We start from the raw sequence: 24570 nt of genomic DNA, 5'->3' as shown, positions 1-24570 counted from the left end.
ACCGTAGACCGAACACGGGATGATCGGCTTGAAACGTGCGCAACTGACTCTCTTGCTTGGCAAGCGACGCCAGACTTAGATAGTCGCCCCATTGCGTGTACACGCCGATCCCCACCGCAACGACAAGCAAAAGCAGCCCGGTTTTCTTGACCACACTCGATTTCGCAGAGCTCGATTTCGCTGAGCTCGATTTCGCAGAGCTCTTTGGTTGTTTTCGTTTGGTAGCCATCAGATGACCTTCGGGTAGTGACTACGAGGATAGGGTTTAAGCAGCTAGGCAGAAGTCTATCCGTATATTGGCCGCTTTGGCGCTAGCTACGGTTCCGACATTCAACCGGGGCTAGCCTCCAATCGGCTAACGGGATTTCACCCAATGATTCCTGGCTACCTGCTTAGGTAAGCAAAAAGGCTTCGCTACCAATCCGACGTTCCCGAACAAACATCCTTACAGAAAAGTCACGAAAGCGAAAATGCCTTCTTTTTGCTAGCTCGACAAAACTACAGATTCTCTGCCGTAGGAAAGTCCAATTTCGTGTCACTGACGTGGTCAAACAGGTTCGAGAACGTCGCCAATCCGATATGTCCTACCCCTTCGGCAATTAGATCGGATGACACTTGGTTGAGACGTGGCATCGTTAGAATCCGTTGTTTTGTAGGAGATGAATTGACTCCACTCAACATCCGCGGGATCTTAGTCGAGTGATGTGATCTCTTGCGATTCGACGATTAACCACCGCAAATTGGGCGTCAAATCGTCATAAGAATCCACGTGGCCGCTAGGCCAGTGGACGGTCACTGAGCAGTCGGATGGTTTTGGATCCTGCAAACCGAAACGAAGTAGACGCTCGTTGCTGCAGAGATACCCGTCCCCCGCAGTGAGCGGCTTTTTCCACACCTTGTTCCCGTAACGCAGTTCGACCGTCGCTCCGATCGCGTCCCGCGCACTCACCGTGCCTGTCAATTGGATTTCGACCCACGAAGACTGCGTCGTCGATTCATTTATCAGTAACGCCACAGGCTCAGTTTGATGCGTGACAAACACATCCGTTTTGGCATCACGATTTGCATCAATGGTCCACAACGCGCGCCCCACGTGATCGGAGTCAACGTACCCGCTCTGCATCAAGGGCGATACAAGGTGATAGTTTCCTCTTGGGCTCCGCTGATAGATTTGAAAGGGTTGGGCATAGTCCGCACGCACCCCCGTGGGAGACAAGATCTGGACGTGGCCGTTGGTCACGGCAATCTCTAGCTGACCATCGTTATCTAAGTCCAGCATCTGAGTGCCGAAGGCTACCAGTGGAAACGAGTTGGATGCGAGTCCCAGACGATTGGTATCGTCGACCCAACCTTGTCGGCCTCGATAACGATGAAGCACGTTCGATTCATCAGAAAAATTGGTCACAAACAGATCGAAATACCCGTCTTGGTCAGAGTCACCGACCGCGATCCCCATCGATCCTTGGGCGGTCCCTTGGGCATCACTCGCCAATCCCCGCATCATCGCAAACTCGCGCATTCGCTTCGGCGACGGCGTCGCTGCGGCAGGAATGGACCAGTAGTGGTTGTTGGTCATATCGTTGGCAATAAAAACGTCAATCCCGTTGTCCGCATCTAACGATCCCGCGACGATGCCCAGACCGCGCCCGATGATGTCCGGGGTGACGTGGTTCGTGTCAGCGCGATCGGCAAACCGGCCCTCGGCCATCCCTCGAAGAAAGTGGTCCTCATCGGCGGGAAACGCCATCGGAGAGCAAGACGGCGCCGCGTCAAGTTTCTCTGACACACAGCGGTGCGTCGTCAAATCATCGCCGGTGCAATAATTCAGTGAAATCAAGTCTGAAAGCCCATCGCCATCAAAATCGACGATAGCGCCACTGGTGGACCACGACGGATCTTGATCGCCATTCCACCATCGATCACTGCGATCGACAAATGAGCCATCTCCTTGGTTCACGTACAACACGTTGCGTCCAAAGTTAAACACCACGATGTCGGGAAATCCATCTTCGTTGATATCTCCGATCGCAACCCCTTGGGAAAACCCGGTCCCCCCAACGCCGGTGTGAGCAGTGGTTTCCAGAAACCTCCCCGAGTGATTTCGAAATAAGGCATTGGGCTTCGAATCGTCCAGCCTTGGCGTACCGCCGGCCGCCGCAAGATAGACATCACTCCAACCATCAAGATCGTAGTCCAACACTCCGCCGCCGCATCCAAGCGTGTGATGCAACATAAAACCTGGCTGATCGAGATGTGGGTGCGTGTAGCCGAAAAAATTGATTCCACGCTCGGCAGCTTGATTGATCAATTTATAAGTGGGTTTTGTTATCGGCAGTTCTTCGGATAAACCGATGGTATTGAACACACGCTCGGAAGATGCAGTCCGTTCGTCGCGATGAACCCGCGGCAGGTCAAACTCACTTAAATCGAGGGTCAACTCGGGATGCGTCTGAGTGACTTGCCACGGAGTGTCACGACGTAGCGTTTGCACCACGGAACTTCGATACTCTGCCGCATCGTCCGTTCTGTCTCGTTTGAATGTGAGTGCGATCGCAGCCCATGCTTCGCTTTCCCAGCGGCGACCGAGTTTCCACAGCGTTTTGGCGATTCCAATCGCCAAACGCTGTGAATTCGCCCCAGCCGACGTAAATTCGCGAATTTGCTGATCCAAACGGTTGAGCAACGAGGCACGCTGTTGGACATTGCGAATGTTTGCGTTGCATTCTGGCCCAGGATGCTGACCGCTTAACCGCTGCAAACTTGAGCTCAGTTTTATCCAACACTCGCTGTTGTTCGCATCGCGGCGAGTCCCTTCCCAATAACAACGCACGGCAACTTCGGTCATTGATTGGCAGATCGCCCAGTCGCCCAGCGCAATCCAGTAGCGAACATACGACTCGACCTCCGTGGGCGTTTGCGCGGCGGATGCCGGAATTGAATCAGGATCGACCGATCTCGCTACCACTGAAATTGCCAACGCATGGGCGGCAGCAAAATCAGGATGGCGATCCAAGATGTCCTCCAGCAATTTCATGCTGAGATCATCGCGGCGTTGGTCAAAATGCCGTTTTGCTTTTGCCAACAACGGCCGCAGATCTTGAGGGTTGCGATCGACCAACAATTGCACTGAGTCCTCCTCGAGCGTCCGAGGGCCCGATGACGCGAGCTGCAGCAACAACGACAGATAAAAACGACGCTGCTGGACCAATACGCGTTGGTGCGGTGCCGCCATCTCAGGACGCTCGGCCATCGCATAGAAGTCGACTAACCGCCGCCGAAACAGATGATGTTCGGGACGATGACGAACGGTCTCTTCGAGCAACTCCATACTGTCATACAGCCGCCCCATCGAAAGTAGCGTCACCACCGCTTGGTGGACGCGATTGTCGTTGACGTAAGATTCAAGCGAGCACGCACTCGCGAGCAACTCGGTTGACAATCGAGGGTCGTCATTATGAAAGGCAACCTTCGCTGCCAAGAACATCACCTCGGGATCCTCGGGACGTTCGATCAATGCTGCATGTGAGTACTGGGACGCCTCTTTCCATCGACCTGCGGTCACCGCATGACGCAGCAATGTGTACGCGGTGGAAAGAGCTGAATCGTCTGTCTGGGATGTGTCCGTCTGTGGCGAACGAACACCGCCACAGCCGGAGCACAAGAGAATCATGAACGCCAGTAGCGTGATCGCCGCCGATCGCTTGGGAACACGCTTAAGCGTGTCATGACGCATTAGGTAATGCACGCTTGCCGATCCATTTCATCACTGTTTTGGCAAAGGCTTGCTTTGGTCATATACGCCTTCTTGGAATCCTTTCTCCATCTTCCGCTGCTCTTCCTCGATCGCGGCACGGACTTCGGCAATTTCTTCTTCGCTTGCGTTGTCCAAGACACTCGACGACTGACTGCCGCCACAACCAAGGCTAAGACAAAACATCATGGATAACAGAGACAACAATCGGAATCGTTTCATCGTTAACTTTCAATCAATTGGAATGTAAGAGTGGGTGCCCTGTTCGAGCACAGAAATCGAACGGAGCAGGAGAGAGCGGCCCAGAGACGGCTTTCGCGACGAATCGACGAAACCGTTCTTCTGGGCCTTTTTTGCTGGGCCCTTTTTACTGGGCCTGCTCTACAGAAATGCCGGATGGGAATTAGAATTCGGCGTCGATCGTTTCCTTGGACGCGCGGCTCCCCAACGCTCCCCACAAACCGTACGGGCTCGGAGCGCCAGGTTGATTCTTGTTCGTGGCATTTCCCCAACGATGGACCATCGGTGCGGTCGAATCGCCAGCTTCGATCGAATCGGTGATGAACTTCACCGCGCCATCGGCCATCAACACGTGAACACCACCTTGATGACGACTGGAAGGCGGCAAAACGATTAGATCCACGCCACGATCGTATCCGCAAAGCTCTTTGTTCGGCGGCAGAATCGTGGTCACCATCGAATATAGCGGCAAACGACTAAACCATTGGTAACCTCGACCGTTCGATGAACTGTCGGTCGGGGTAGACGCAGCCCAGAATTGAGGACGTGCTGCATCGACGAGTCCCCCGCTGCCGCATTCGGACGGATTGTCCCGAGGACCAGGATAGCTCCAACTCGGGCGATCGTACGAGATCGTTCGCTTGTCCTTGTCCCCAAGGTCCGTCGCAATTTCCGCCATCGCGATCGTGTTCGACAAACCATCCAAGATATCACGGAACTTCATCTGCTTGTAACAAACAAACACACCACGATCGGCCGCACGCTGCTCTTCTGCTTGAGCGCTATTGAGCTCACGCCAAGGGTTGTCGACGCGGGCACCGAAGTTGATCCAACGCCCCGAGTCCCCACCGCACATTGCATAGTTGGTTCGTCCCGCAGCGGGTAACCCTTGGCCGGGATCGCTAGGGCAACGCAGCGTGGCAAGTTGAGTGTTGTAGGGCGCGTAGTCCAGCCAATTTTGAGGACTCGGTCCCATCGCGGGAAAGTCAATGGATCCGTCAGTGTTGAAGTCGTTCGGGTTACTAATGTTTTCCCATACCGCTTGCTGCTCAATGAACGGAGTCAGACCGACCAATGCCGACAACTGATTCTGACTTGCATTTTTGGTATTCGACCACCAATAGGAATTACTCAACGTGGCATCTTCGGTACCGCTGCCGTGAATCGGCAGCCCGTTGTAAGCGCTGTGGTAATTGTGCATTCCCAGACCAAGCTGCTTGAAGTTGTTACTGCAGCTCATCCGACGAGCGGCTTCACGTGCCGCTTGGACCGCGGGCAACAATAAACCGACGAGCACACCAATGATTGCAATGACAACCAGCAATTCCACTAACGTGAAACCGCTGCGTACTAATAGAGGACGATTCGTATTCATGGAAAAAACCTTTGAGAAAAAGAAAACCGAAAAACCTTGGCGCCCCCGCGTTTCGACAACCGGCGGCGACTCGAGGCTGATCTGAACAACATTCGCAGGCGCCATCGCGGAAAGCATTGGGCAGGCACAGGTTGATCGAACACCTCTAGATCTGGATCACAACGCCACGCAGTGACATAACGTGGCCTAAAATCACCAAAACATCAATTTGGCAGCTGACAAGAAAAGAGTAAGAGCGTTGGACGCGTGTGTGAGTCCGATACCGCACGCGTCACAAACGAATGCTAAGAACAATTGAGCCCATAGTCAAATATTACGGGCAATAACGGGTCTTTCAGCACCACACCGAAATTCGGAAACCAGAAAATTTGTTCTCGCTTTTTGGTATCGATAGCCTGCCAAGCGGCTCACAAAATCGAAACTCTTGACCGAACCACCACAAGATGCGTCCGATATCCAACATTTACATAGATGTCATTCGAGGACGTGTGCGGTTCAATTTTTTTTCAAAAAATCAAATTTTTGAGAAGCAACAAGACTGGATGGACGCAATTCCAAGTTGCCAAGAGCGATTATCCCAGCGAGACATCCAAGATCATCATGACGGTGAACCCCAGCATCAGACAAAGGGTTGCCAAATCGTCGTTGCCTTGTTGCTGTGTTTCGGGGATCAACTCTTCGACCACGACATACACCATGGCGCCGGCGGCAAAACTAAGTGCGAACGGCAGCACAGGCGCGGCGAACATCACCACCGCGGCGCCGACAACGGCAGCCACTGGTTCGACGAGAGCCGAGGCTTGACCGATCATCCAAGCCTTGATGCGACTCATTCCTTCGCCCCGTAGCGGCACAGCAACCGCGACCCCTTCTGGCATATTTTGCACGCCAATGCCGATTGCCAATGCGGTGGCACTGCCCAAGCTGGCGGATTCCAAACCGCTGGCGGCACTGCCCAAGGCAACGCCCACTGCCAACCCCTCAGGAATGTTGTGCAGCGTAATTGCGATGATCAGCAGCACGCTACGCTGCCAAGCGGTACGAGGCCCCTCGGCGGATTCAGTTGGCAGCCCGCGGTGCAGATGGGGAAGCAGTTGGTCGAGTCCCCACAAACAAGCCCCTCCGGCTAGAAATCCAATCGCGGCAGGAAACCAGCTAGGCCATCCCTGTTCTTCGGACACTGCGATTGACGGTGCCAGCAGGCTCCAATAGCTTGCCGCCAACATCACGCCACCTGCAAACCCAAGCATTGCATCGAGCAATTTTCGATTGACGCGTACCAAACCGAAAACCAATGCCGCCCCCACGGCGGTGAGGCCCCATGTAAACAAGCCTGCGGCCAATGCTTGGTAGATCGGATCTAATTCTTTTAACCATGTCATCATTTTGCGATCGCAATGCAGATCATGTGCCGCTGGCACGCGGGTTGCCGTAAAGCTTGAACATGGAAAAGTGGATCACTGAATTTTTGGAACAGTTTGGCGCTGCAGGAGTAGGTCTCCTGATGCTGGCTGAAAATATCTTTCCGCCGATGCCATCGGAGATCGTGATGCCGTGGGCGGGGTACTCGGTAAGCCAAGGAAATGTGTCCTTTGTCGCCGTGGTCACAGCGGGGAGCATCGGTTCGTTTCTGGGCGCGTTTGCGTGGTATTTGCTCGCCCGTTGGATTGGCAAGGATCGGCTGGCTCGTTGGATTGACGGCCATGGTGCTTGGTTAACGATCACCCGTCGCGACTTGGATCAAGTCGATGATTGGTTTGAAAAATGGGGAAGTGTCGCGGTGTTGGTATGCCGGATGATCCCAGGGATACGCACATTGATTAGTGTGCCGGCTGGATTTGCAGAAATGCCGGTCGGCCGATTTTCGTTGTTTACCGCGATCGGGACCGTGCTTTGGACCGCGCTGCTAGCCGGGATCGGATGGTGGCTTGGCGATCATTACAAAGACCTAGCGGCCCCGTTGAGCTGGGTCAGCATGGCGGTAGTCGCGGGCCTGTTCGCATGGTGGATTTGGCGTGTGGTGCGGCAGCAGTCCGCTCGAGCCACCACCTCCTGATCGCAGCGGAACGAGAAAGCCAGCAAGCGGTTGCCGCGACGAAATTCACTTGTTTGCTCTTATCATTGAGTTGATTTCAATGCTCGATTTGCAGTCCCAGTCCCTGGCGATCAATTTTGGAATCTTTGCTGTCGCGGCGATTTTTGTTTGGTTCGCTGGCACAAAGCTCAGCAAGTACGTCGACCTGTTTGCGGACCGGACAGGATTAGGAAAAGCGTTTGCCGGTGCCTTGTTGCTTGGCGGTGCCACCAGCTTACCTGAGCTGGCGACAACGCTAACGGCATCCTACTCCGGAGCGGCCGAGTTGGCGGGGAATAATCTGCTCGGAGGCGTGGTGATGCAAGTTGCGGTACTGGCATTGATTGATGCGTTTGTACTGCGTGGTCGCCCGCTCACTCTGTTTTCGCCGCAGTCGTCATTGATCATGGTTGGCGTGATGCTGATCGCATTAATCGCGTTGGCGTCGGCGGCCGTTTCAAGCGGCGAACTATTCTCGATTGCTGGCGTTGGAGTCTGGCCGATCCTGCTATTTGCTGCGTACGTTTCGTCATTGTGGGTGATCTATCGTTATGAAGGAGACCCGCGTTGGGAACCGCGAGGTGAGATTGCCCAGCCCCCCGAATCGGCTCGTGATATCAAGGACGCACATCAAGATCAGTACCGAGACGTCTCCACACGCGGCTTGGTCGGCTACTTTGCCGTTGCCTCATCGATTGTCTTGACCGGCGGTTACTTTGTCGCGGTTTCAGGCGAAGTGATCGCTGAGCAGACAGGCGTGGGGCAAAGCTTTGTCGGCGCCACGTTGGTCGCATTGGTGACAAGTTTGCCTGAGTTGAGTACGACCTATTCCGCAGTCCGTTTTGGTGCCTACAGCATGGCGGCGGCAAATATCCTTGGTACGAACAGCCTCGAGATCGCGTTGTTCTTGCCTGCGGAATTGGCTTATCGTGAAGGCAACCTATTTGACGCCTTGCAGCCGTCCGCGGCGTTCTTGGCGGCGTTGGGAATTGTCGTCACCAGTTTGTATTTGTGGGGAATTCTGGAGCGACGAGACAAGACTGTATTTGGAATGGGAGTCGATTCGTTTGCGGTGCTAGCGACCTACCTTGCCGGATTGGCCGTGTTCTACACGATCTAATTTGCTCACCCCCAAAGCAACGATTCGTTGGCATGGGAGTTGCGATGCTCTGACGAAGGAGTTGTCTTGGTAAGGAATTGATTGACTTTCATTTCAGAGAAAAAAACATGTCTAGCGAACGCCCTAGCGTCATTGTCACCGGCAGCTCTGGATTGCTCGGCAACCCGACTTGCCGCCGGTTAGCTGAAGCTGGCTACGAAGTATTTGGATTTGACCGGGTCGGATTGCCCGAGCCGCCCAAGTCGCTTGAGCATGTGCATGATGTCGAGTGTGACATCACCAATTACGCTTCGGTCCAGGGTGCGATCGCGAAAGTTCAACGCAGAACCTCGGGAAAACTCGCCAGCGTCGTGCATATGGCTGCCTACTACGATTTCTCGGGCGAAGACAGCGATCTCTACGACAAAGTAACCATCAATGGAACGGATCGATTGCTCAACGCGTTGGACGAATTCGAAGTCGAGCAGTTTGTGTTCACTAGCACGATGCTAGTTCACGCACCGTGCAAGGTCGGTGAACGGATTCACGAGGACGATCCGCTTGAAGCGAAATGGCCGTATCCCAAGAGCAAGATCGAAACCGAAAGACTCATCCGAGAAGGTCGTCCGAATGTTCGCTCGGTGTTCTTGCGAGTTGCAGGAGCCTACACCGAATATGGCCGCCAACCCACGATGGTCCAGCAGATCAAACGGATCTATGAAAAAGATTTTCAAGCTCGCTTTTTTCCTGGGGATACCGACGCGGGGCAAGCTGCGGTACATCTCGACGATGTCGTCGATGCGATCGTCCGTACCGTCGAGCGTCGTCATCAAATCCCGCCTAAAACAGCAATCCTGATCGGCGAAGAGGAAACGCTGTCGTATCAAACGCTGCAGAACTTGATCGGCAAACAATTGCACGGCAAGGAATGGTCGACAATGGAAATCCCTAAACCGGTGGCGAAAGTCGGGGCGGCGATCAGTGATGCAGTGCAAGGCGGCGACGCGTTTATCAAACCGTTCATGGTCTCGATGGCCGACGACCACTACGCCTTGGACATCTCGCGAGCCAAAGAATTGCTTGGATGGGAGCCGAAGCATTCGTTGGCGATGACGTTGCCAAAGATGACGGCGGCGCTGAAGGAAGATCCCGACAAGTGGTATCAACAAAACGGACTTGAGCGATAAGCCCTCTATGAAACGCAGCAAACGTCCCCGCCTCACCCGACAGGAATAAAGGATGCGTCAATCGCCCACGACCGCTGACCGCGAACAGGCCGATTCGCTGAACCGGCCCGTACCGCCGTACAAACACAACCCGTCGGCGTGGAGCCAACGACTTCCGATTTGCCTGCTGGCGTTTGTTGCGGCGATCATTTCGTCGCATCTTTCGCTTTACCAGTGGGGGCTGATTGATAGCGCATGGGACCCGGTGTTCGGTGATGGCAGCAACCGTGTGCTCAAATCGGACACCGCGATGTCAATGTATCGCATTTTGGGGATACACGATGCCGCGCTCGGCGTACTAGCGTATCTCGGTGACGCCATTCTTGGGTTTGCCGGGTCACCGCGTCGCTGGCAATACCGTCCGTGGCTCGTGATTCTATTTGGGATCGACGTGATTCCGCTGGGAATCGTCAGTGTGGTGTTGGTTGTGATTCAAGCACTTGTCCTGGGTGAATGGTGTTTTCTGTGTTTGGTCACCGCCGCAATCTCGCTGATCTTGGTCTACTGGGCTTGGGACGAAGTCCGTGTTTCACTGGCGTATCTAAAAATTGTTTGGCAAGATCACCACGACGTGAAGTTGTTCTGGAAAGCATTCTGGGGGTCTCGCAACGAGCAACTTGATCAAGCTGGTGAAAAACTTCTCTCACGCGAGGTGTCATGATGTGGGGACGCGTCATCGAAATCATGACGGCAGTGTGGCTTGCTGCCAGTCCGTTTGTCTTTCAGTCGCCGGTCGATCCTGTAATTTTATGGGCTGATTTCATCATCGCCCTTGTTATCAGCACTTTAGCCGGGTTGTCCTACTGGCGACCGACACGACACGCCCATCTGTTGATCTTGGTGGTTGCGACCGGCTTGATGGCGTGGGGACGTTTTTCTGTAGCGCCTCCGCCCCCCGTTCATCAAAACCACATTGTCGTTGGGGTCTTTCTGTTGATGATGGCGTTGATCCCCAACGAAGCTTCGCAACCACCGCTGGTGTGGCGAAGCGAATCCTCGGAATCTGCTAAGTAGGATGTCCCGAGCAGCCTAGAAATCCTGAGCCGTCGCGCGAGCACGATGAGCCGCTGCCGACTTTTCAGAGAGATTTCTCAAACTTTTTGCGGAAAAACGAGGTGAAGGTAGGGGCGACCGGAAGTAAATCAATCACGTGACCATGATAGCCTAGGTGCGTTTGATTGCCTTATTTACTATCCACGTGGTGATGGCCGTCGGGTACAACAGACCTGCGTGTCCTTCCCGCTCTCCAGCTCTTCTTCGTTTTTAAGTGACCTCGATTTATGAATTCAAAGATGCCGTCGCGCTCACGATGGATGGTGACAGCAACGACGCCGCTGCGGTTCCTTGCCGCCCTGCTAATTGGGATGGCAATCACAATGTCGTCCGCGGCGGAGCAACCAGCGAGACAGTTGACGTCAGAAAACGCTCCCATTTCGGCTCAGCAGTGCGAAGTATCGGAGATCCGTCTTGCCGCCAGCGAACTTCCCGCACATCCGGTGGATGTCGATGTGTCTGCAAAGTTCGTGAACACCGCAGGCCGAAGTCTCGAGGTGCCAGGGTTCTTTGATGGTGGCAATCGCTTCGTCATTCGCTTTACTCCGCCCACGCCAGGCAGCTGGAACTATACAACAAAGTCCTCTCTGCCGGCGCTCGATGGAAACCAGGGCACCATCTCGGTCGCGGATGCTGCAACCGGACGCAAGGGAGGTGTGGTGGTTGATCCCAAACACTCGCGCCGATTCCAGTACGAAAATGGCGACGCCTACTACCCCATCGCATTTGAGTGCGATTGGTTGTTCGCGTTGGACGCCGAAAACGCCGACGACATCCCGAACACACGAAAATTGGTTGATACGTTGGCACGGCAAGGCTTTAACCAAGTCGTGATGAATGTCTTTGCTTACGACGTCAATTGGGCCAAAGATCCGCAACTCGACCCCAAGTACGAATACGGCAGCCCAAAGGTATTCCCCTTCGCTGGCAGCAACGTCGATCCAGATCACTCCAAATTAAACATCGAGTACTTCCAACGTCTGGACCGCGTCATCGATTACCTCGATCAAAAAGGAATCGCAGCGCACTTGATGATCTACGTTTGGAACAAGCAAGTGAACTGGCCCGAGGCCAACTCCGAAGCCGACAACCGTTATTTCGATTACGTTGTCCGCCGCTATCAAGCCTACCCAAATCTGGTTTGGGATATTTCCAAAGAGGCACTCGGCTACGGACACAATGATGTGAACTACATCAGCCAGCGGATCGAACGACTGCGTAACCTGGATGCGTACAAGCGGTTGGTCACCGTGCATGACTACAGCTACTGCAGGCGATTTCCCCAAAATCTGGATTTCGTCTCGGTGCAACTGTGGAGTTCCGAGCTATACAGCGTGATGCGTAACGTGTGTGACGATTTCCCAAACCAACCGATCTTGAATATCGAACATGGCGGGTACGAGCGAGGTCCCTACGTCGTTTTCACGGGAGACTACACGTCACCGGAAGTCTGCCTAGAACGCGCGTACCAGTGTGTTTTTGCCGGCACATATCCGACACATTACTGGCAAGGTGCCGCATGGAATGTGATCATTCCCGATATCAACGCGATGGATGCAGAATCGCAACCGCGTCTTGATTACTACCGCCACATGCGGACGCTGGTCGACAAATACGATATCGGGCGACTGAAAGCCGGAGACAAAAAGAGCAGTAGCGGTTTCTGTCTGCACAACAACAAAGACCTGTTCGTGTACTACGTCCCCAAAGAAAACGAGCACATCGGAGTTCGACTTCCCAAGGATCGACAAGGGCAAACGATGACAGCTACTTGGTTCGATCCGATCAGCGGAACCTTTGGCGAACCGATCAAGAGAACGATCACTCAGTGGCCAAGCTTTCCCAAACCCGAGGCTGAAAACTTTGCGATTTTGATTGTGCAACTGCAGTCACAAACAGACAAAAACAGCCTTAAAAATCGGTGACAGGGATCATGCTTAGCGTCCGACATCGGCGGCCTCGAAATTTTCGTATTCATTCACTGGCCTCGCAGCAAACGCTGCTGGCTCACCGACTCACAATTTCCCAATCTCAAGAGTAAACCTTTGACGATAACGCGACGCCCTCTGTTGGCATGGATGGCCCTACTGACGATCTGCACCACTTGTATTGCTCAAAATTGTAATGCTCAAATCAATCGTCCACTGAATTCAAACTTCAGCGATACCCCGGCTACCGCGTGGCAAGATGCTCTCGTTAGCGGCAACGGAAAAATGGGCATCTTGGTTTACGGAGATCCCCAGCACGAGAAGATCATCTTCAACCATGAAATGCTGTACGAGTTCATCGGTACCGAAGACATTGAACCGGCCGACATCGCGGATGTCATTCCGCAAGTCAAAGAATTGATCAAGCAACAGAAGTACCGCGAAGCTGAAACGCTCGCACTCAAACGAGCGTTCGAAAAGGGGCATCCCGATATCCTGTGGACCGATCCCTATCACCCCGCCTGTGTGATGAACATCGAGCAAACGTTCGCTGGGGATGTCGCCGAATATCGCCGCAGCACCGGCTACACGGATGGTGAGATCGTGGTGCAGTGGTCCGCCAACGACACCGACTATCAGCGAAAATCCGTTGTCTCGCGACCGGCGAACGTGATCGCAACGCACATCACGGCCTCGACCGCTGCTTCCGTCAACGTCACGATCGACCTTGATCAACAGGCCGTTGCTACGAAAATCAGGGGAGCAAAAGAAAAGCAAAACAATATCACCCGCAATCTGAAAACGTTGTTTCCAGAGAAGTTTTCGGAACTGAACTACCCTCTGGTCGAACCCTTCGAAAAGAAAGCCGAGCAAAACTGGCTGACGTTTTGCGTTCAATATCAAATTTACGATCGCGGCTATGACGTGATTGTCCACGTCCGAAACGACGGCGGAACACTAAGCGACCAGGGGAACGTGATCTCGATTTCCGCTGCTGACAACGTCGAAATTCTGGCCGAAGTGATTCCTACCGACCCCGCTTCGAACACACAGATCGCCACCAGTAAGAAACGCATCGCTGATCTCGCATCCTACGACGAACTACTCACAGCGCACACTGCGGTTCACAACGAGATGTTCAAGCGGGTCCGTCTGCATCTCGACAAAACGGGTTTCGAGGATGGTAGCAACGAAACACTCATCCAAACGCAAAAAAGCCAAGAACGCATCAATCCGTATCTGTTGGAAAAGATTTTCAACATGGGCGTCTACGGTTTGATTTCGAGCTCCGGCGACAACCCACCGAATTTGATGGGTATTTGGAACGGGGCGTGGCGTCCGGAATGGTCGGGCGACTTTACGCTTGATGCGAATCTCAATCTACAGATTTCCGCTGCCGCTCAAGCGAACCTTCCCGAAGCGATCGACAGCTACATGACAATGCTCGAGCGGATCGCTCCGGACTGGGAAATCAACGCGAAAAATCTGTTTGGATGCCGGGGTTATTTGGCCGGAACGCGAACATCCGGTCGCCGTGGCCTGCACACCCACTTCGGCAAATGGCCAGGCAATCACTGGACTGCTGCGGCTGCTTGGTTATTGTCTCCGTGTTACGAGCATTACCAGTGCAGCGGCGACAAAGCATTTATGGTCGACCGACTGTTGCCCATGATGGAAAAGGCCGCGTTATTCTACGAAGACTTTTTGAACACTTATGACAGCAACGGCAAATTCCTGATCGCCCCGTCGTACTCACCCGAGAACCATCCTAGCAACACCGACTCGGCCGTCGTTGCCAATGCAACGATGGACATTTCCGCGATTCGGGAATTGCTGACCAATCTGATCACGGTCAGCAATGAATTGGATCGCAATCAAGACAAGATCGAAACGTGGCAAACCATCCTAGCGAAGCTGCCACCCTATGTGACCAACGAGGACGGCGCGCTTCAGGAATGGTCGCACCCCAATATTCAAGATCAATACAATCATCGCCACGTTTCGCATTTGTATCTTGCCTGGCCAAGCTTGGAATTGACGCCAGAGAACGCGAAATTGTTCGAGGCGGCTCGTGTGGCGATTGCTAAACGAGGGCGTGGAAACGGCAGTGCCCACGGATTGGCTCATACCGCCCTGATCGGTACCCGACTGAAACAACCCGAATTGGTCTATGGCAATCTGTTGTTCTTGATGCAAGGGAACTACTTTTACCGCAGCCTGTTTACGTCTCACAATCCAGGCGTGATCTACAATTCAGACGCATTGCACTCGATCCCGTCGGTGATCATGGAGATGCTGGTTTACTCGCGACCAGGCGTGATTGAATTTCTGCCAGCCTGCTCTGACAAATTGCCAAAGGGCTCGATCCAAGGCGTGATGTGTCGGACGCAAGCTCGAGTCGATTCACTGCGTTGGGATTTTCCTCGCCGCGAATTGACGGCGGTGGTGACGAGCAAGAAGGCACAAACGATCCAAATTCAACTGCGCCGTAATGTCACTGCAGCAACGGTATCAGGCAATTCGGTACTGCCGGAATCCGATACCATTACCGTGGATTTCAAAGCGGGCGAAACAAAGCCAATCAAGCTGCAGTGGAAAGACTGATCGTCCAGCGAGAAGCTTACACGGTGCCAGGGATGTTCCGCGACATCCCTGACACGTGCAATCGATCGTTTTACTGCACGGTTTTATTTAATGGCACGGGTTCGTCGGTTTGCGATTGCGATTCGAGCACCGCAGTAAGACGTTTTCGCACCGCCGCGGTCTCTGGGGTATCCTCCTCGGCGGTGATTGGCTGCTGCTCTAAAACGTCCGCTTCAACGTCAAAAAGCTGTCCGGTTGCGTACAGATGCCAGCGTCGATCGCGGGCCGAGACATGCCGGGTAAACTGATCTTTGTCCCATCCCGGACGAGGATCGTAAAACGAGTAGATCCACTTGCGACGTGGCGCCGAAGAATCCGCTCCGACCAATTCCGGATAAAAGCTGATCCCATCCAAGTCGTGGTCCGATGGCAATGGATGCCCTGCCGCCTGCATCAAAGTGGGAAGAAAGTCGGTCGAATCGACGAGCGCATCCGAAACGCCTGGCTGAACCTTGCCCGGCCAATTTGCGATCAACGGCACATGCGTTCCCGCGTCCGAGGGCAACCCCTTGCCTCCGGCAACAGGCCCCGATTTCGTTTGCGACGTAATTGTAAGATGGGTGCCGTTGTCGCTGTAGAACAGGATCAAGGTATCCTCACGCAAACCAAGGTCGTCGACTTTCTTTACGATCTTGCCGACGCACTTGTCCATATACTCGACCATGTCCTTGAAATAGCGAGGGTCTTCCTCGAACCGCTTTGCCGGATCACTCCAATCGGCACTGTCCGGTGTGGGGTTCATCGGCCAATGAGGAAGCGCCATCGGATAATAGACAAAAAACGGGTTGGCTTTTTCACGCTCCATAAACTCATTGATGTAATTCACCCACTGGTCAGGCCCATATTGGCCCTCGGCCTTGATCAGCGTGCCGTCTTCGAGCCAAGTGGGATCGGCGTACCGCGAGCCTTTGTCTTCGGTGTGCAACGAATGATACAAGGCGTATTGATCAAAGCCGGAGTCTTTGGGGTGCATCCCGATGCCACGCCGAGCTTCCGAACCGGGGTAGTCCGGTGGATCGTAGCTCTGCAGCTGCCATTTGCCCGCGATTGCCGTTTTATAACCAGCCTGTTTCAAATAATGACCAAACGTTTTCTCGCTCGGGTCCATAATCCCAAAGCAAATCCAGTTGCGATCGTTGTGCATCCCCGTCATCAGCTGCATGCGAGTGTTCGCACAGAGAGGCTGAGCATGAGCGTGCGAGAAGCGAAGTCCTTCGGCGGCAAGTCGGTCCAAGTGGGGCGTCGCATAACTGAGTCCGCCATAGCACCCAAGTCCCTCGACGCCGAGATCATCAGCCATGATCAAGACGATGTTCGGTTGACGATCATCCGCGGCGATCAGTCTCGACGTGCCGGCAAATGCGGCGATCGTCGCGATCACGACTGCCAATGCCAGTACAGGGCTTTTCCATTTTTTCATCATCGGCCTTTGGGGGGGAGTTGTTACGGTCACTTCGTTCTCACTTTGATTTTCCAGGCTGCGTGGCGCAAGCCCAATGCCATCTACCTTCGCCGCACCTCTGTCAGTGCGAATGTCGCCGGCAGCGAAAATGTCAACTCAATCGTAATCCAATTCGACAAAACAGGGATCGATGCACGCTCACCGACGGAAATCGCAACGAAAAAGCTCGATCTCTCATCTTACCACCTCGCCCGGGCATGATCGATCCAATGCTGCAAAGGCTCATCCGCTAAACTAGAATACACTGCTCGCACTGCTGCTTGCGACCATATCGCTGGGCTTCCTCGGCATGCTGGGCTTCCTCGGCATGCTGGGCTTCCTCGGTATGCTGGGCTTCCTCAGCATGAGGTTCCTGGCTTCCTGCTAAGTTTGGCGTGTGCGCGGTTGGACACACAGAACCAACAGCAAAACACGCTCCTCCCGATATCGCAATACGCTTGTTTCCATGAACCGTCATCGTCTCTTTGCTCTGATCCTAGTTTGCGTGTTCGCGGTTTCTTCGTGTGATGCCCAGTCCGATTCCCATTCGGATGCTCGGGCAATCGCCAACCCCGTTAACAAAGTGAAATCCTTGACCACGTTCGATCTCGTATCACCGGCGATGACCGAGGGTTCCCCAGGGGCGGGCAAACGAGTGCGCCAGACCGCGCCCGAGTACGAGGGAACTCAGGTTCATCACTCGCTGTATTTGCCGCTGGATTGGAAACCTGGGGGCAAGTTTCCAGTGATCGTCGAGTACACCGGTAACAAGTGGGCGGCCTGCAATTCCAGCGGCGAAGTCGGCGACGCCAATTTGGGTTACGGCATCAGCGGCGGACGAGGTTTTGTTTGGGTTTGCATGCCGTATGTTGAGATCGGACGACAAAAAAATGCGGTGACGTGGTGGGGTGACAAACAAGCCACCATCGATTACTGCAAAACCAACCTTCCTCGCATCTGTGCCGAATTCGCAGGCGATCCCGACAACGTCATCCTCTGTGGTTTTTCACGTGGGGCTATCGCAACCAGCTATATTGGACTCGCCGACGACGAAATCGCCGGTCTTTGGAAAGGCTTCGTGACGCATGACCATTTTGATGGTGAAAAGACATGGGGCTACCCCGACAGCGATCGTGCCTCGGCGTTAACACGACTGGCCCGACTCGATGGCCGTCCAGTGCTGGTTTGTGGAACCCACGCCAGTACGGTGCGCGATGTATTCCTAGGGGATCATCAAGAGTTGGCTCGTTTTACCTTTGTTGATGTGCCTACCAGCCAACTCTTTGCGATTCCCGAAGGCGATGTCGTGCACCCGCATACCGACCTGTGGATGCACAAGGAAAGCGTCTACCGCGCACAAGTCCGAGACTGGGTCCAATCTGTGCTTGATCAATAACAGAATGGCAGCAGTCGATTATGCTGAACAGATTCGCCCCCATTGCTTAACAACTTATCCCTTACTTCTCGAACCCAAGTCGGGCATTTTTGATGAAAGCGTTTCCCATCCTTCGATTGTTGTATCCCGTTGTCGTTTGTTTCTGTCTTTGCTTGTCGTTGTGTGCCGCCGAAAACACGGAACGGCCGAACTTGGTTTTGATTATCGCCGACGATATGAACTGGGACGACTGTGGTGCTTATGGGCATCCCGCGATCCGCACGCCCCACATCGACCAACTTGCAAACGAGGGACTCCGGTTCGAACATGCGTATCTGACCACCAATTCGTGTAGCCCTTCGCGATCGAGCATCTTGACGGGCAAGTATCCGCACAACACCGGGGCCGAGCAATTGCATTGGCCATTGCCGCCGGAGAGCAAGACGATGGCGGCGGAGTTAAAACAATCCGGATACTACACGGCGGCTGCGGGCAAATGGCACTTGGGCGACGCCGTGCGTGACCATTTCGACCGAATCTACGAAGCATCCACGGCGGGCTTTGTGTTGCCATCGGGCAAGGACGGTGAACCGCCAAAGATGATCGCGGCCCAACCGAGCGGCTGCGAAGATTGGGAGCGGGCGATCGATGACCGTCCGCGTGACAAGCCGTTCTTTCTGTGGCTGGCCGCACTGGACCCGCATCGCGAATACAGCGTAGGAGCATTGGATCCACCGCATCACCATGACGACGTGATCGTGCCGCCTCATTTGCCTGACACCAGGGACGTGCGCGAGGACTTGCGGCTTTACTATGACGAAATCGGTCGACTGGATACCTATGTCGGTAAAGTCATGAAGAAGCTCGACGAACAAAACGTAGCGAAAAACACCGTAATCTTGTTCATCAGCGACAATGGCCGTCCGTTTCCTCGCGATAAAACGACGCTGTACGACGGCGGCATTCGCACCCCATGGATCGTCCGCTGGCCCGACGAGATTCGCGGCGGCGTGACCACGAAATCACTGGTCAGTGCGATCGACATCGCTCCCACTTTTTTAGAACTGGCGAATGTCAGCAAAGACAGGAAGGATGCGATGCAGCTCGAAGGAAACAGTTTTGCACCGGTCCTGCGTGACCCAATGACCGAGTCTCGCCAATACGCGTTTGCCGAAGACCACTGGCACGACTACGAGGATCACGCACGCTGTGTCGTAGACCAACATTTCAAACTGATTCGCAACGACTACGTCGACTTGCCTCCAACGCCTTCGGCTGACGCCGGTCGCGGACTTTCGTGGCAAGCGATGTTGCGACTGCACAACGAAGGCAAATTAACAAAGGAACAACAAACTTGTTTTGTGTCGCCGCGTCCGCAGTGGGAATTGTATGACTTGATGCGTGATCCTGGCGAATTGAGCAATCGCATCGACGACCCAGCGTACCAATCGGTCCGCAAACGGTTGACGCAGGCATTGGCGACTTGGAGCGAAGAAACGTCTGACTATTTACCTTCACAGCGTACCCCGGACGAATTTGATCGAGTCACGGGGGAACCCGATCACAGCGTTCGTGTTCGTCCGCGTCCTTCGAAAAAAGAGATGTTTGGCACCAACGGCAAGTATTGAGCAAGAGAGTGTGTCGTGGATCGATCCCACGATCAAAACGAGATTCAACGACGACACCAATAGTCGCACTCACCTTCGTCCCTTCAATCCACGGCAGACTCCATGATCAAGATGACGACCGCGTTTTTTCTACTGTTGGCCGTTCTACCGTGGACGAACGTTACTGCGGCCGATGCGGTGACCACGACGAGCCCCAAACAGCCGAATATCGTCTTGCTGTTTGTTGACGATTATGGTTGGGCCGACATGGGGTGTCGTAACCCGGTATTTGAAACGCCAAATATCGACAAACTGGTTCACGAAGGCCTCGATTTTCGCCAAGCCTATATCGCGTGTCCGACATGCAGCCCTAGCCGCGGCACCCTTTTGACAGGCAAACATCCGGTGCGACTGGACCTGGTGCGTCACATTCCCACCGGCCCCAAGCACCCCGATTTTGATATATTCGGCAGAACAAAGACAGAGTTCAATCTGCTTGAAACCGATCCCGCCCAGTTTCCCTGTCGCAATTGGTTGCCGCTCGAAGAAACCACTTATGCCGAGGCGCTTGATGAACTCGGTTATTACAACGAATTTGTCGGCAAGTGGCATCTCGGCCACGAGGAATATCATCCTGTCAAGCAAGGTTTTGACGAACAGATTGGCACATCGAACTGGGGACATCCAAAGTCGTATCATCCTCCTTACTTTGTCAACTCGGACGTTCTAGCCGATGAGACAGATCGCTATCTGACCGACAAATTGACCGACGAATCGGTTCAGTTTATTGACAGCTATCACAAAGCCCAACCGTTCATGTTGTCGTTGTGGTATTACACCGTTCACGGACCGCATGATGGACGCGAAGACCTGGTCAAGCATTTTCAAGAAAAAGGTGTAACAGGAGCCTACGCACATTATGCTGCGATGGTCAAAGCACTCGACGAATCGGTAGGACGCGTCCGCGACGCTATCAAAGCCAAAGGAATCGAAGACAATACGATCGTCATTTTGTTGTCCGATCAAGGAGGCGCGTTTGACAACCCGCCGTTTCATGGCGGCAAGAAAATCGACACGCTCTACGAGGGCGGAGCCCGGGTGCCGTTCGTCTTCCACTGGCCTGGCGTTACCAAACCGGGCTCGCAAAACAACAGCATTGTTCAATCGACCGATCTGTTTCCAACGCTCCTCGAGATCGCGGGCGGCGATCCATCGAAGTACAAAGACCTGGATGGCCTATCGCTGGTCTCGACGATCAAAAACAACAGCACACTCAAACGCGATGAACCGATTTTTGGTTACCGTGCCTACGAGGACCTGTATGCCTCGGTGCGACAGCATGACTGGAAACTGCTCGCCTACCGAAGTGGCCTCGTAAAGCTCTACAACATCGCCAACGACATTGGCGAACTACACGATCTGTCGCAAACCCATCCCGAAAAAACTCAGGAACTGGTGCAAAAACTAGCTGCGTGGGAGCGACACATGAACGTTCAAAAGTATTCAGCAATACAATAGCCATTGTCGTTGATCGCTCCGCGATCAGAGCGAAACTCTCTCTTCTCACGAAAACATCTTCACTCCGCACGAAACGTGACTCTAATGAACGCTATGATCGCGGAGCAATCAGCGACACTGGCTACACGAACCGATGACATTCAAGGCAGCAAGGTAAAATGACTATGAACAATCCAGTGCGAACGCTTCGGATGCTTGCGTTTGTCCTTCTCGCATGCGTGCCAACGCACGCAGCTGAAGCAAAAACCGAGCGGCCGCCCAATGTGATTTTGATCATGGCGGACGACGTCAGCTGGGAATGCTTTGGCTGCTACGGCGCCCAGGATTACTCAACGCCCAACATCGACGCGTTGGCAGCCAAGGGAGTGCGTTTTTCAAACTGTTATTCGACTCCGATTTGCACCCCGTCACGAGTGAAGTTGATGACGGGCAAATATAATTTTCGCAACTACACCCATTTTGGTTATCTGGATCCGAAAGAGAAAACGTTTGCGCAAATGATGCAGTCCGCTGGCTACAAGACGGCGGTTGCAGGTAAATGGCAACTCAACGGCTTGTACCACGGTGCCGCTGGCCACGATGACAACACGCGGCCAATCAAGGCCGGTTTTGACGAATATTGCTTGTGGCAACTGACCGCGGCAATGGGGGGAAAGCAGGGTGGCGAACGTTTCTGGAGTCCACCGCTGGAACAGAACGGCAAATTTTTGACCAAACAGGATAACCACGAGCAATACGGTCCCGACATCATGTCGGACTTCCTTTGCGATTTCATCAAACGGAACCAAGACCAACCATTTTTCGTCTACTACCCCACGGTGTTGGTCCACAATCCGTTTGTTCCCACGCCGGATACGATCGGCGATTCGCCGCAGACACATGATGCGAACAAGGCTCCCAAAAACGCGAATGCCCAAAAGGCCAACTTTGTCGCGATGGTCAACTACTTGGACAAAATCGTCGGCAAGCTTGTCAAACAAGTCGATTCGGCTGGGCAGCTTGACAATACGCTGTTCCTGTTCACTGCCGACAACGGCACTAATCGATCGATCACCTCGCGTTGGAACGGCCAAACGATTCGCGGCGGCAAAGGCGGCACCAAAGACATGGGAACGCACGTTCCGCTGGTGGCGTATTGGAAGGGGCATACCCCGGCTGGCGCGGTGCTGGATGACCTCGTCGACTTTACCGATTTTTACGCTACGTTGGCCGAGGCCGCTGGCGTCAAACTCGGCAGCGAGGATCCGGTCGACGGCCGCAGCTTTCTGCCGCAATTGCAGGGAAAAACAGGCAATCCACGTGACTGGGTGCTCTGTCACTACCAACCGTACTGGGGCAAATTCCCAAGCTCACAATACGTACGCAATGAAACGTACAAGCTGTATCGTGACGGCAGCTTTTATCGGGTGCCGACCGATTTGTTAGAGACGAATGACTTATCAGCGGAGTCGCTCGATTCGCAGGCGACCGTTGCCAAAAACGAACTAGGGCGCGTGCTTCAATCTGCGCCACCTGCTCCGCCAGAAAAGGGCGGCCCTAACGCGTCCCGGCGGCCCATCCATCCCGACTGGAAAAACATCGTCGATCCCAACGACTGAGCCATCGCCAAAGATTTATTTCGCACATCCCCCAAAATCTGAAGTATCCACTATCATGAAATCCCACGCACTCATTCCCATTCTGCCTTTTCTGCTATTGGCGACTGCAACGCTCCAAGGCGGCGAGGAAAACCATTCGCGTCGTGACGATTCGCGGCCAAACATTATTTGGATCATTCCCGATGACATGTCGGCGAACTTTTCCTGCTACGGCGAAACGGCGATCGGGACACCGAACGTCGATCAACTCGCCCGCCGTGGCGTCAAGTTTACCAACGCCTACGTCACCGCTCCGGTTTGTTCGACTTGCCGTTCCGCGTTTATTACCGGGATGTATCAAACCAGCATCGGAGCGCATCACCATCGCAGCGGACGTGGGACTGAAAAAATCCACTTGCCCGCCGACGTCACGCTTGTTCCCAAACTGTTTCAGGACGCGGGTTACCATACCTCCATTACCGGTTGGCCATTGAACGGCAAACTTGGCAAGACCGATTACAATTTTGAGTGGGACGATTCGGTCTACGACAGCAACGATTGGCAGGACCGCAAACCAGGCCAACCTTTCTTTGCACAAATCCAAACCGCCGGCGGCAAGCTTCGCGGCAAAGACGAAGACGGCTGGAACAAGATCGCTCGACAAGCCAAAAAAGAATTAGGCAGCAGCACACCGATTGATGCCGTCACGTTGCCGCCCTATTACCCCAACCACCCCAACATTTTGCGGGACTGGGCCGCCTATCTGGATTCCGTTCGGTTGACCGATGCGATGGTCGGCGAAGTGCTCGAGCGACTCCGGCGCGAAGGCGTGCTCGACAACACGTTAGTATTGTTCATGACCGATCATGGCATCAGCCACGCTCGGGGCAAACAGTTTCTATACGACGAAGGGTTACATGTACCGTTGGTGATCGCGGGTCCCGGAGTTTCACCGGCAACGGTCCGCGAGGACGTGGTCGAGCATATTGATATCGCAGCATTGTCGCTGGCGGCGGCTGGAATCGAAATCCCTGCGAACATGCAGGCTAAGGATATCTTGGCGAGTGATTATCAAGCTCGTGATGCCGTTTTCGCCGCTCGCGATCGCTGTGACGAAACGGTCGACCACATACGTTCGGTGCGAACCAACGGATTCAAGTACATCCGCAACTTTTTGCCAAACCGTCCCTACTTGCAACCGTGCGCATACAAAGACGCCAAAGCGATTCTGATCGCGCTGCGTGAAGATCATGCCGCTGGCAAGTTAAACGAAGTGCAAGAACTGATTTTCCGCGACGTACGGCCCCGCGAAGAACTTTACGACGTCAAAAACGATCCTCACGAGATTCATAATTTGGCAGAGGATCCGGCGTATGCGAACAAGCTGAAAGAGTTACGTGATCGCTTGGACCGATGGATGGAAGAGACTGGCGACCAAGGACGCAAACCCGAGTCGGCCAAGATGTACAACAGCGACATGAAGGTCTACACCGACCGCCTCGCGTTGCCAAAGTTTGATCCCGATCATTTGAAGGAAGTCCAGGACAACATTTCGCTCATGAAAAAATGGGCTGCCGAAGGCAAGTAAGCCTTTAGGGCTGAACCATCCGATGAAATTGGATTCGCCGCCACAAATTCCGCTTCCCTACAGCGAGCACAATTG

General features: G+C 53.9%; 19 protein-coding genes. 12 read left to right on the top strand and 7 right to left on the bottom strand.

What is annotated here, in order from left to right; genetic code table 11:
• The 6 genes from RMSM_RS01065 to RMSM_RS01045 all read right to left on the bottom strand — a co-directional run.
• Positions 1-229 (bottom strand): hypothetical protein (locus tag RMSM_RS01065; protein WP_040763371.1); only part of this gene is annotated, 229 nt, incomplete at its 3' end.
• Between the two features lie 269 nt (positions 230-498).
• Positions 499-633: a hypothetical protein gene (locus tag RMSM_RS43320; protein WP_261340326.1), complete on the bottom strand. Its 135-nt coding sequence runs from the start codon at positions 631-633 to the stop codon at positions 499-501.
• Between the two features lie 58 nt (positions 634-691).
• Complete coding sequence (locus tag RMSM_RS01060; RefSeq protein WP_144057269.1) at positions 692-3745, bottom strand: CRTAC1 family protein; 3054 nt, start codon at positions 3743-3745, stop codon at positions 692-694.
• Between the two features lie 18 nt (positions 3746-3763).
• A complete protein-coding gene (locus tag RMSM_RS01055) occupies positions 3764-3973 on the bottom strand; it encodes a hypothetical protein (RefSeq protein WP_040763369.1) in 210 nt (69 codons plus the stop codon).
• Between the two features lie 181 nt (positions 3974-4154).
• Positions 4155-5366: a DUF1559 family PulG-like putative transporter gene (locus RMSM_RS01050; RefSeq protein ID WP_040763397.1), complete on the bottom strand. Its 1212-nt coding sequence runs from the start codon at positions 5364-5366 to the stop codon at positions 4155-4157.
• Positions 5367-5938: 572 nt separating this feature from the next.
• The gene (locus RMSM_RS01045; RefSeq protein WP_040763395.1) at positions 5939-6751 is read right to left on the bottom strand and encodes a ZIP family metal transporter; all 813 of its coding nucleotides are present in this window, start codon (positions 6749-6751) and stop codon (positions 5939-5941) included.
• Between the two features lie 119 nt (positions 6752-6870).
• Between RMSM_RS01045 and RMSM_RS01040 the strand changes: the two genes are divergently transcribed.
• The 7 genes from RMSM_RS01040 to RMSM_RS01010 all read left to right on the top strand — a co-directional run bounded on the left by RMSM_RS01040 (position 6871) and on the right by RMSM_RS01010 (position 15350).
• Positions 6871-7422, top strand: coding sequence for a DedA family protein (locus RMSM_RS01040; protein WP_008690180.1), 552 nt, complete (start codon positions 6871-6873; stop codon positions 7420-7422).
• Between the two features lie 49 nt (positions 7423-7471).
• On the top strand, positions 7472-8560 hold the full coding sequence (locus tag RMSM_RS01035; RefSeq protein ID WP_236621953.1) for a sodium:calcium antiporter: 1089 nt from the start codon (positions 7472-7474) through the stop codon (positions 8558-8560).
• Between the two features lie 107 nt (positions 8561-8667).
• A complete protein-coding gene (locus tag RMSM_RS01030) occupies positions 8668-9726 on the top strand; it encodes an NAD-dependent epimerase/dehydratase family protein (protein WP_008690178.1) in 1059 nt (352 codons plus the stop codon).
• 52 nt (positions 9727-9778) lie between these two features.
• Positions 9779-10426: a vitamin K epoxide reductase family protein gene (locus tag RMSM_RS01025; RefSeq protein WP_008690177.1), complete on the top strand. Its 648-nt coding sequence runs from the start codon at positions 9779-9781 to the stop codon at positions 10424-10426.
• Positions 10426-10779: an SPW repeat domain-containing protein gene (locus RMSM_RS01020; protein WP_040763390.1), complete on the top strand. Its 354-nt coding sequence runs from the start codon at positions 10426-10428 to the stop codon at positions 10777-10779. The genes RMSM_RS01025 and RMSM_RS01020 overlap by 1 nt, the downstream gene beginning before the upstream one ends.
• A gap of 350 nt (positions 10780-11129) precedes the next feature.
• The gene (locus tag RMSM_RS01015; protein WP_144057274.1) at positions 11130-12743 is read left to right on the top strand and encodes an apiosidase-like domain-containing protein; all 1614 of its coding nucleotides are present in this window, start codon (positions 11130-11132) and stop codon (positions 12741-12743) included.
• A gap of 120 nt (positions 12744-12863) precedes the next feature.
• Positions 12864-15350, top strand: a complete 2487-nt coding sequence (locus RMSM_RS01010; protein WP_144057268.1) for a glycosyl hydrolase family 95 catalytic domain-containing protein — start codon at positions 12864-12866, stop codon at positions 15348-15350.
• 70 nt (positions 15351-15420) lie between these two features.
• On the opposite strand, the gene RMSM_RS01005 is transcribed toward RMSM_RS01010, so the two are convergent.
• Positions 15421-16812 carry a sulfatase family protein gene (locus RMSM_RS01005; protein WP_008690173.1) on the bottom strand — a complete coding sequence of 464 codons (1392 nt, stop codon included), beginning with the start codon at positions 16810-16812 and terminating at the stop codon, positions 15421-15423.
• 601 nt (positions 16813-17413) lie between these two features.
• On the opposite strand from RMSM_RS01005, the gene RMSM_RS00995 reads away from it, so the two are divergent.
• The 5 genes from RMSM_RS00995 to RMSM_RS00975 all read left to right on the top strand — a co-directional run bounded on the left by RMSM_RS00995 (position 17414) and on the right by RMSM_RS00975 (position 24495).
• A complete protein-coding gene (locus RMSM_RS00995) occupies positions 17414-18226 on the top strand; it encodes an alpha/beta hydrolase family protein (RefSeq protein ID WP_144057267.1) in 813 nt (270 codons plus the stop codon).
• A gap of 92 nt (positions 18227-18318) precedes the next feature.
• Positions 18319-19833 (top strand): sulfatase family protein, encoded by a 1515-nt coding sequence (locus tag RMSM_RS00990; protein WP_008690170.1) that lies wholly within the window; start codon positions 18319-18321, stop codon positions 19831-19833.
• 102 nt (positions 19834-19935) lie between these two features.
• Positions 19936-21330 (top strand): sulfatase, encoded by a 1395-nt coding sequence (locus RMSM_RS00985; protein ID WP_008690169.1) that lies wholly within the window; start codon positions 19936-19938, stop codon positions 21328-21330.
• Between the two features lie 158 nt (positions 21331-21488).
• The gene (locus RMSM_RS00980; protein WP_201766985.1) at positions 21489-22928 is read left to right on the top strand and encodes a sulfatase family protein; all 1440 of its coding nucleotides are present in this window, start codon (positions 21489-21491) and stop codon (positions 22926-22928) included.
• Positions 22929-22983: 55 nt separating this feature from the next.
• Complete coding sequence (locus RMSM_RS00975) at positions 22984-24495, top strand: sulfatase family protein (protein ID WP_008690167.1); 1512 nt, start codon at positions 22984-22986, stop codon at positions 24493-24495.
• The last annotated feature ends 75 nt before the right edge of the window (positions 24496-24570 follow it).

This window comes from Rhodopirellula maiorica SM1, from assembly GCF_000346295.1.
GTDB classification, from domain to species: Bacteria; Planctomycetota; Planctomycetia; order Pirellulales; family Pirellulaceae; genus Novipirellula; species Novipirellula maiorica.
The sequence above is the reverse complement of the archived record's forward strand: the minus strand, read 5'-3'. Positions and strand labels throughout refer to the sequence as shown.

What these genes read in the sequence shown, in the direction of transcription:
- RMSM_RS43320 (WP_261340326.1), bottom strand. Translation starts at nt 633, where the DNA reads ATGCCACGTCTCAACCAAGTGTCATCCGATCTAATTGCCGAAGGGGTA.
- RMSM_RS01055 (WP_040763369.1), bottom strand. Translation starts at nt 3,973, where the DNA reads ATGAAACGATTCCGATTGTTGTCTCTGTTATCCATGATGTTTTGTCTT.
- RMSM_RS01050 (WP_040763397.1), bottom strand. Translation starts at nt 5,366, where the DNA reads ATGAATACGAATCGTCCTCTATTAGTACGCAGCGGTTTCACGTTAGTG.
- RMSM_RS01045 (WP_040763395.1), bottom strand. Translation starts at nt 6,751, where the DNA reads ATGATGACATGGTTAAAAGAATTAGATCCGATCTACCAAGCATTGGCC.
- RMSM_RS01040 (WP_008690180.1), top strand. Translation starts at nt 6,871, where the DNA reads ATGCTGGCTGAAAATATCTTTCCGCCGATGCCATCGGAGATCGTGATG.
- RMSM_RS01030 (WP_008690178.1), top strand. Translation starts at nt 8,668, where the DNA reads ATGTCTAGCGAACGCCCTAGCGTCATTGTCACCGGCAGCTCTGGATTG.
- RMSM_RS01025 (WP_008690177.1), top strand. Translation starts at nt 9,779, where the DNA reads ATGCGTCAATCGCCCACGACCGCTGACCGCGAACAGGCCGATTCGCTG.
- RMSM_RS01020 (WP_040763390.1), top strand. Translation starts at nt 10,426, where the DNA reads ATGTGGGGACGCGTCATCGAAATCATGACGGCAGTGTGGCTTGCTGCC.
- RMSM_RS01015 (WP_144057274.1), top strand. Translation starts at nt 11,130, where the DNA reads ATGGCAATCACAATGTCGTCCGCGGCGGAGCAACCAGCGAGACAGTTG.
- RMSM_RS01005 (WP_008690173.1), bottom strand. Translation starts at nt 16,812, where the DNA reads ATGATGAAAAAATGGAAAAGCCCTGTACTGGCATTGGCAGTCGTGATC.
- RMSM_RS00990 (WP_008690170.1), top strand. Translation starts at nt 18,319, where the DNA reads ATGAAAGCGTTTCCCATCCTTCGATTGTTGTATCCCGTTGTCGTTTGT.
- RMSM_RS00985 (WP_008690169.1), top strand. Translation starts at nt 19,936, where the DNA reads ATGATCAAGATGACGACCGCGTTTTTTCTACTGTTGGCCGTTCTACCG.
- RMSM_RS00980 (WP_201766985.1), top strand. Translation starts at nt 21,489, where the DNA reads ATGACTATGAACAATCCAGTGCGAACGCTTCGGATGCTTGCGTTTGTC.
- RMSM_RS00975 (WP_008690167.1), top strand. Translation starts at nt 22,984, where the DNA reads ATGAAATCCCACGCACTCATTCCCATTCTGCCTTTTCTGCTATTGGCG.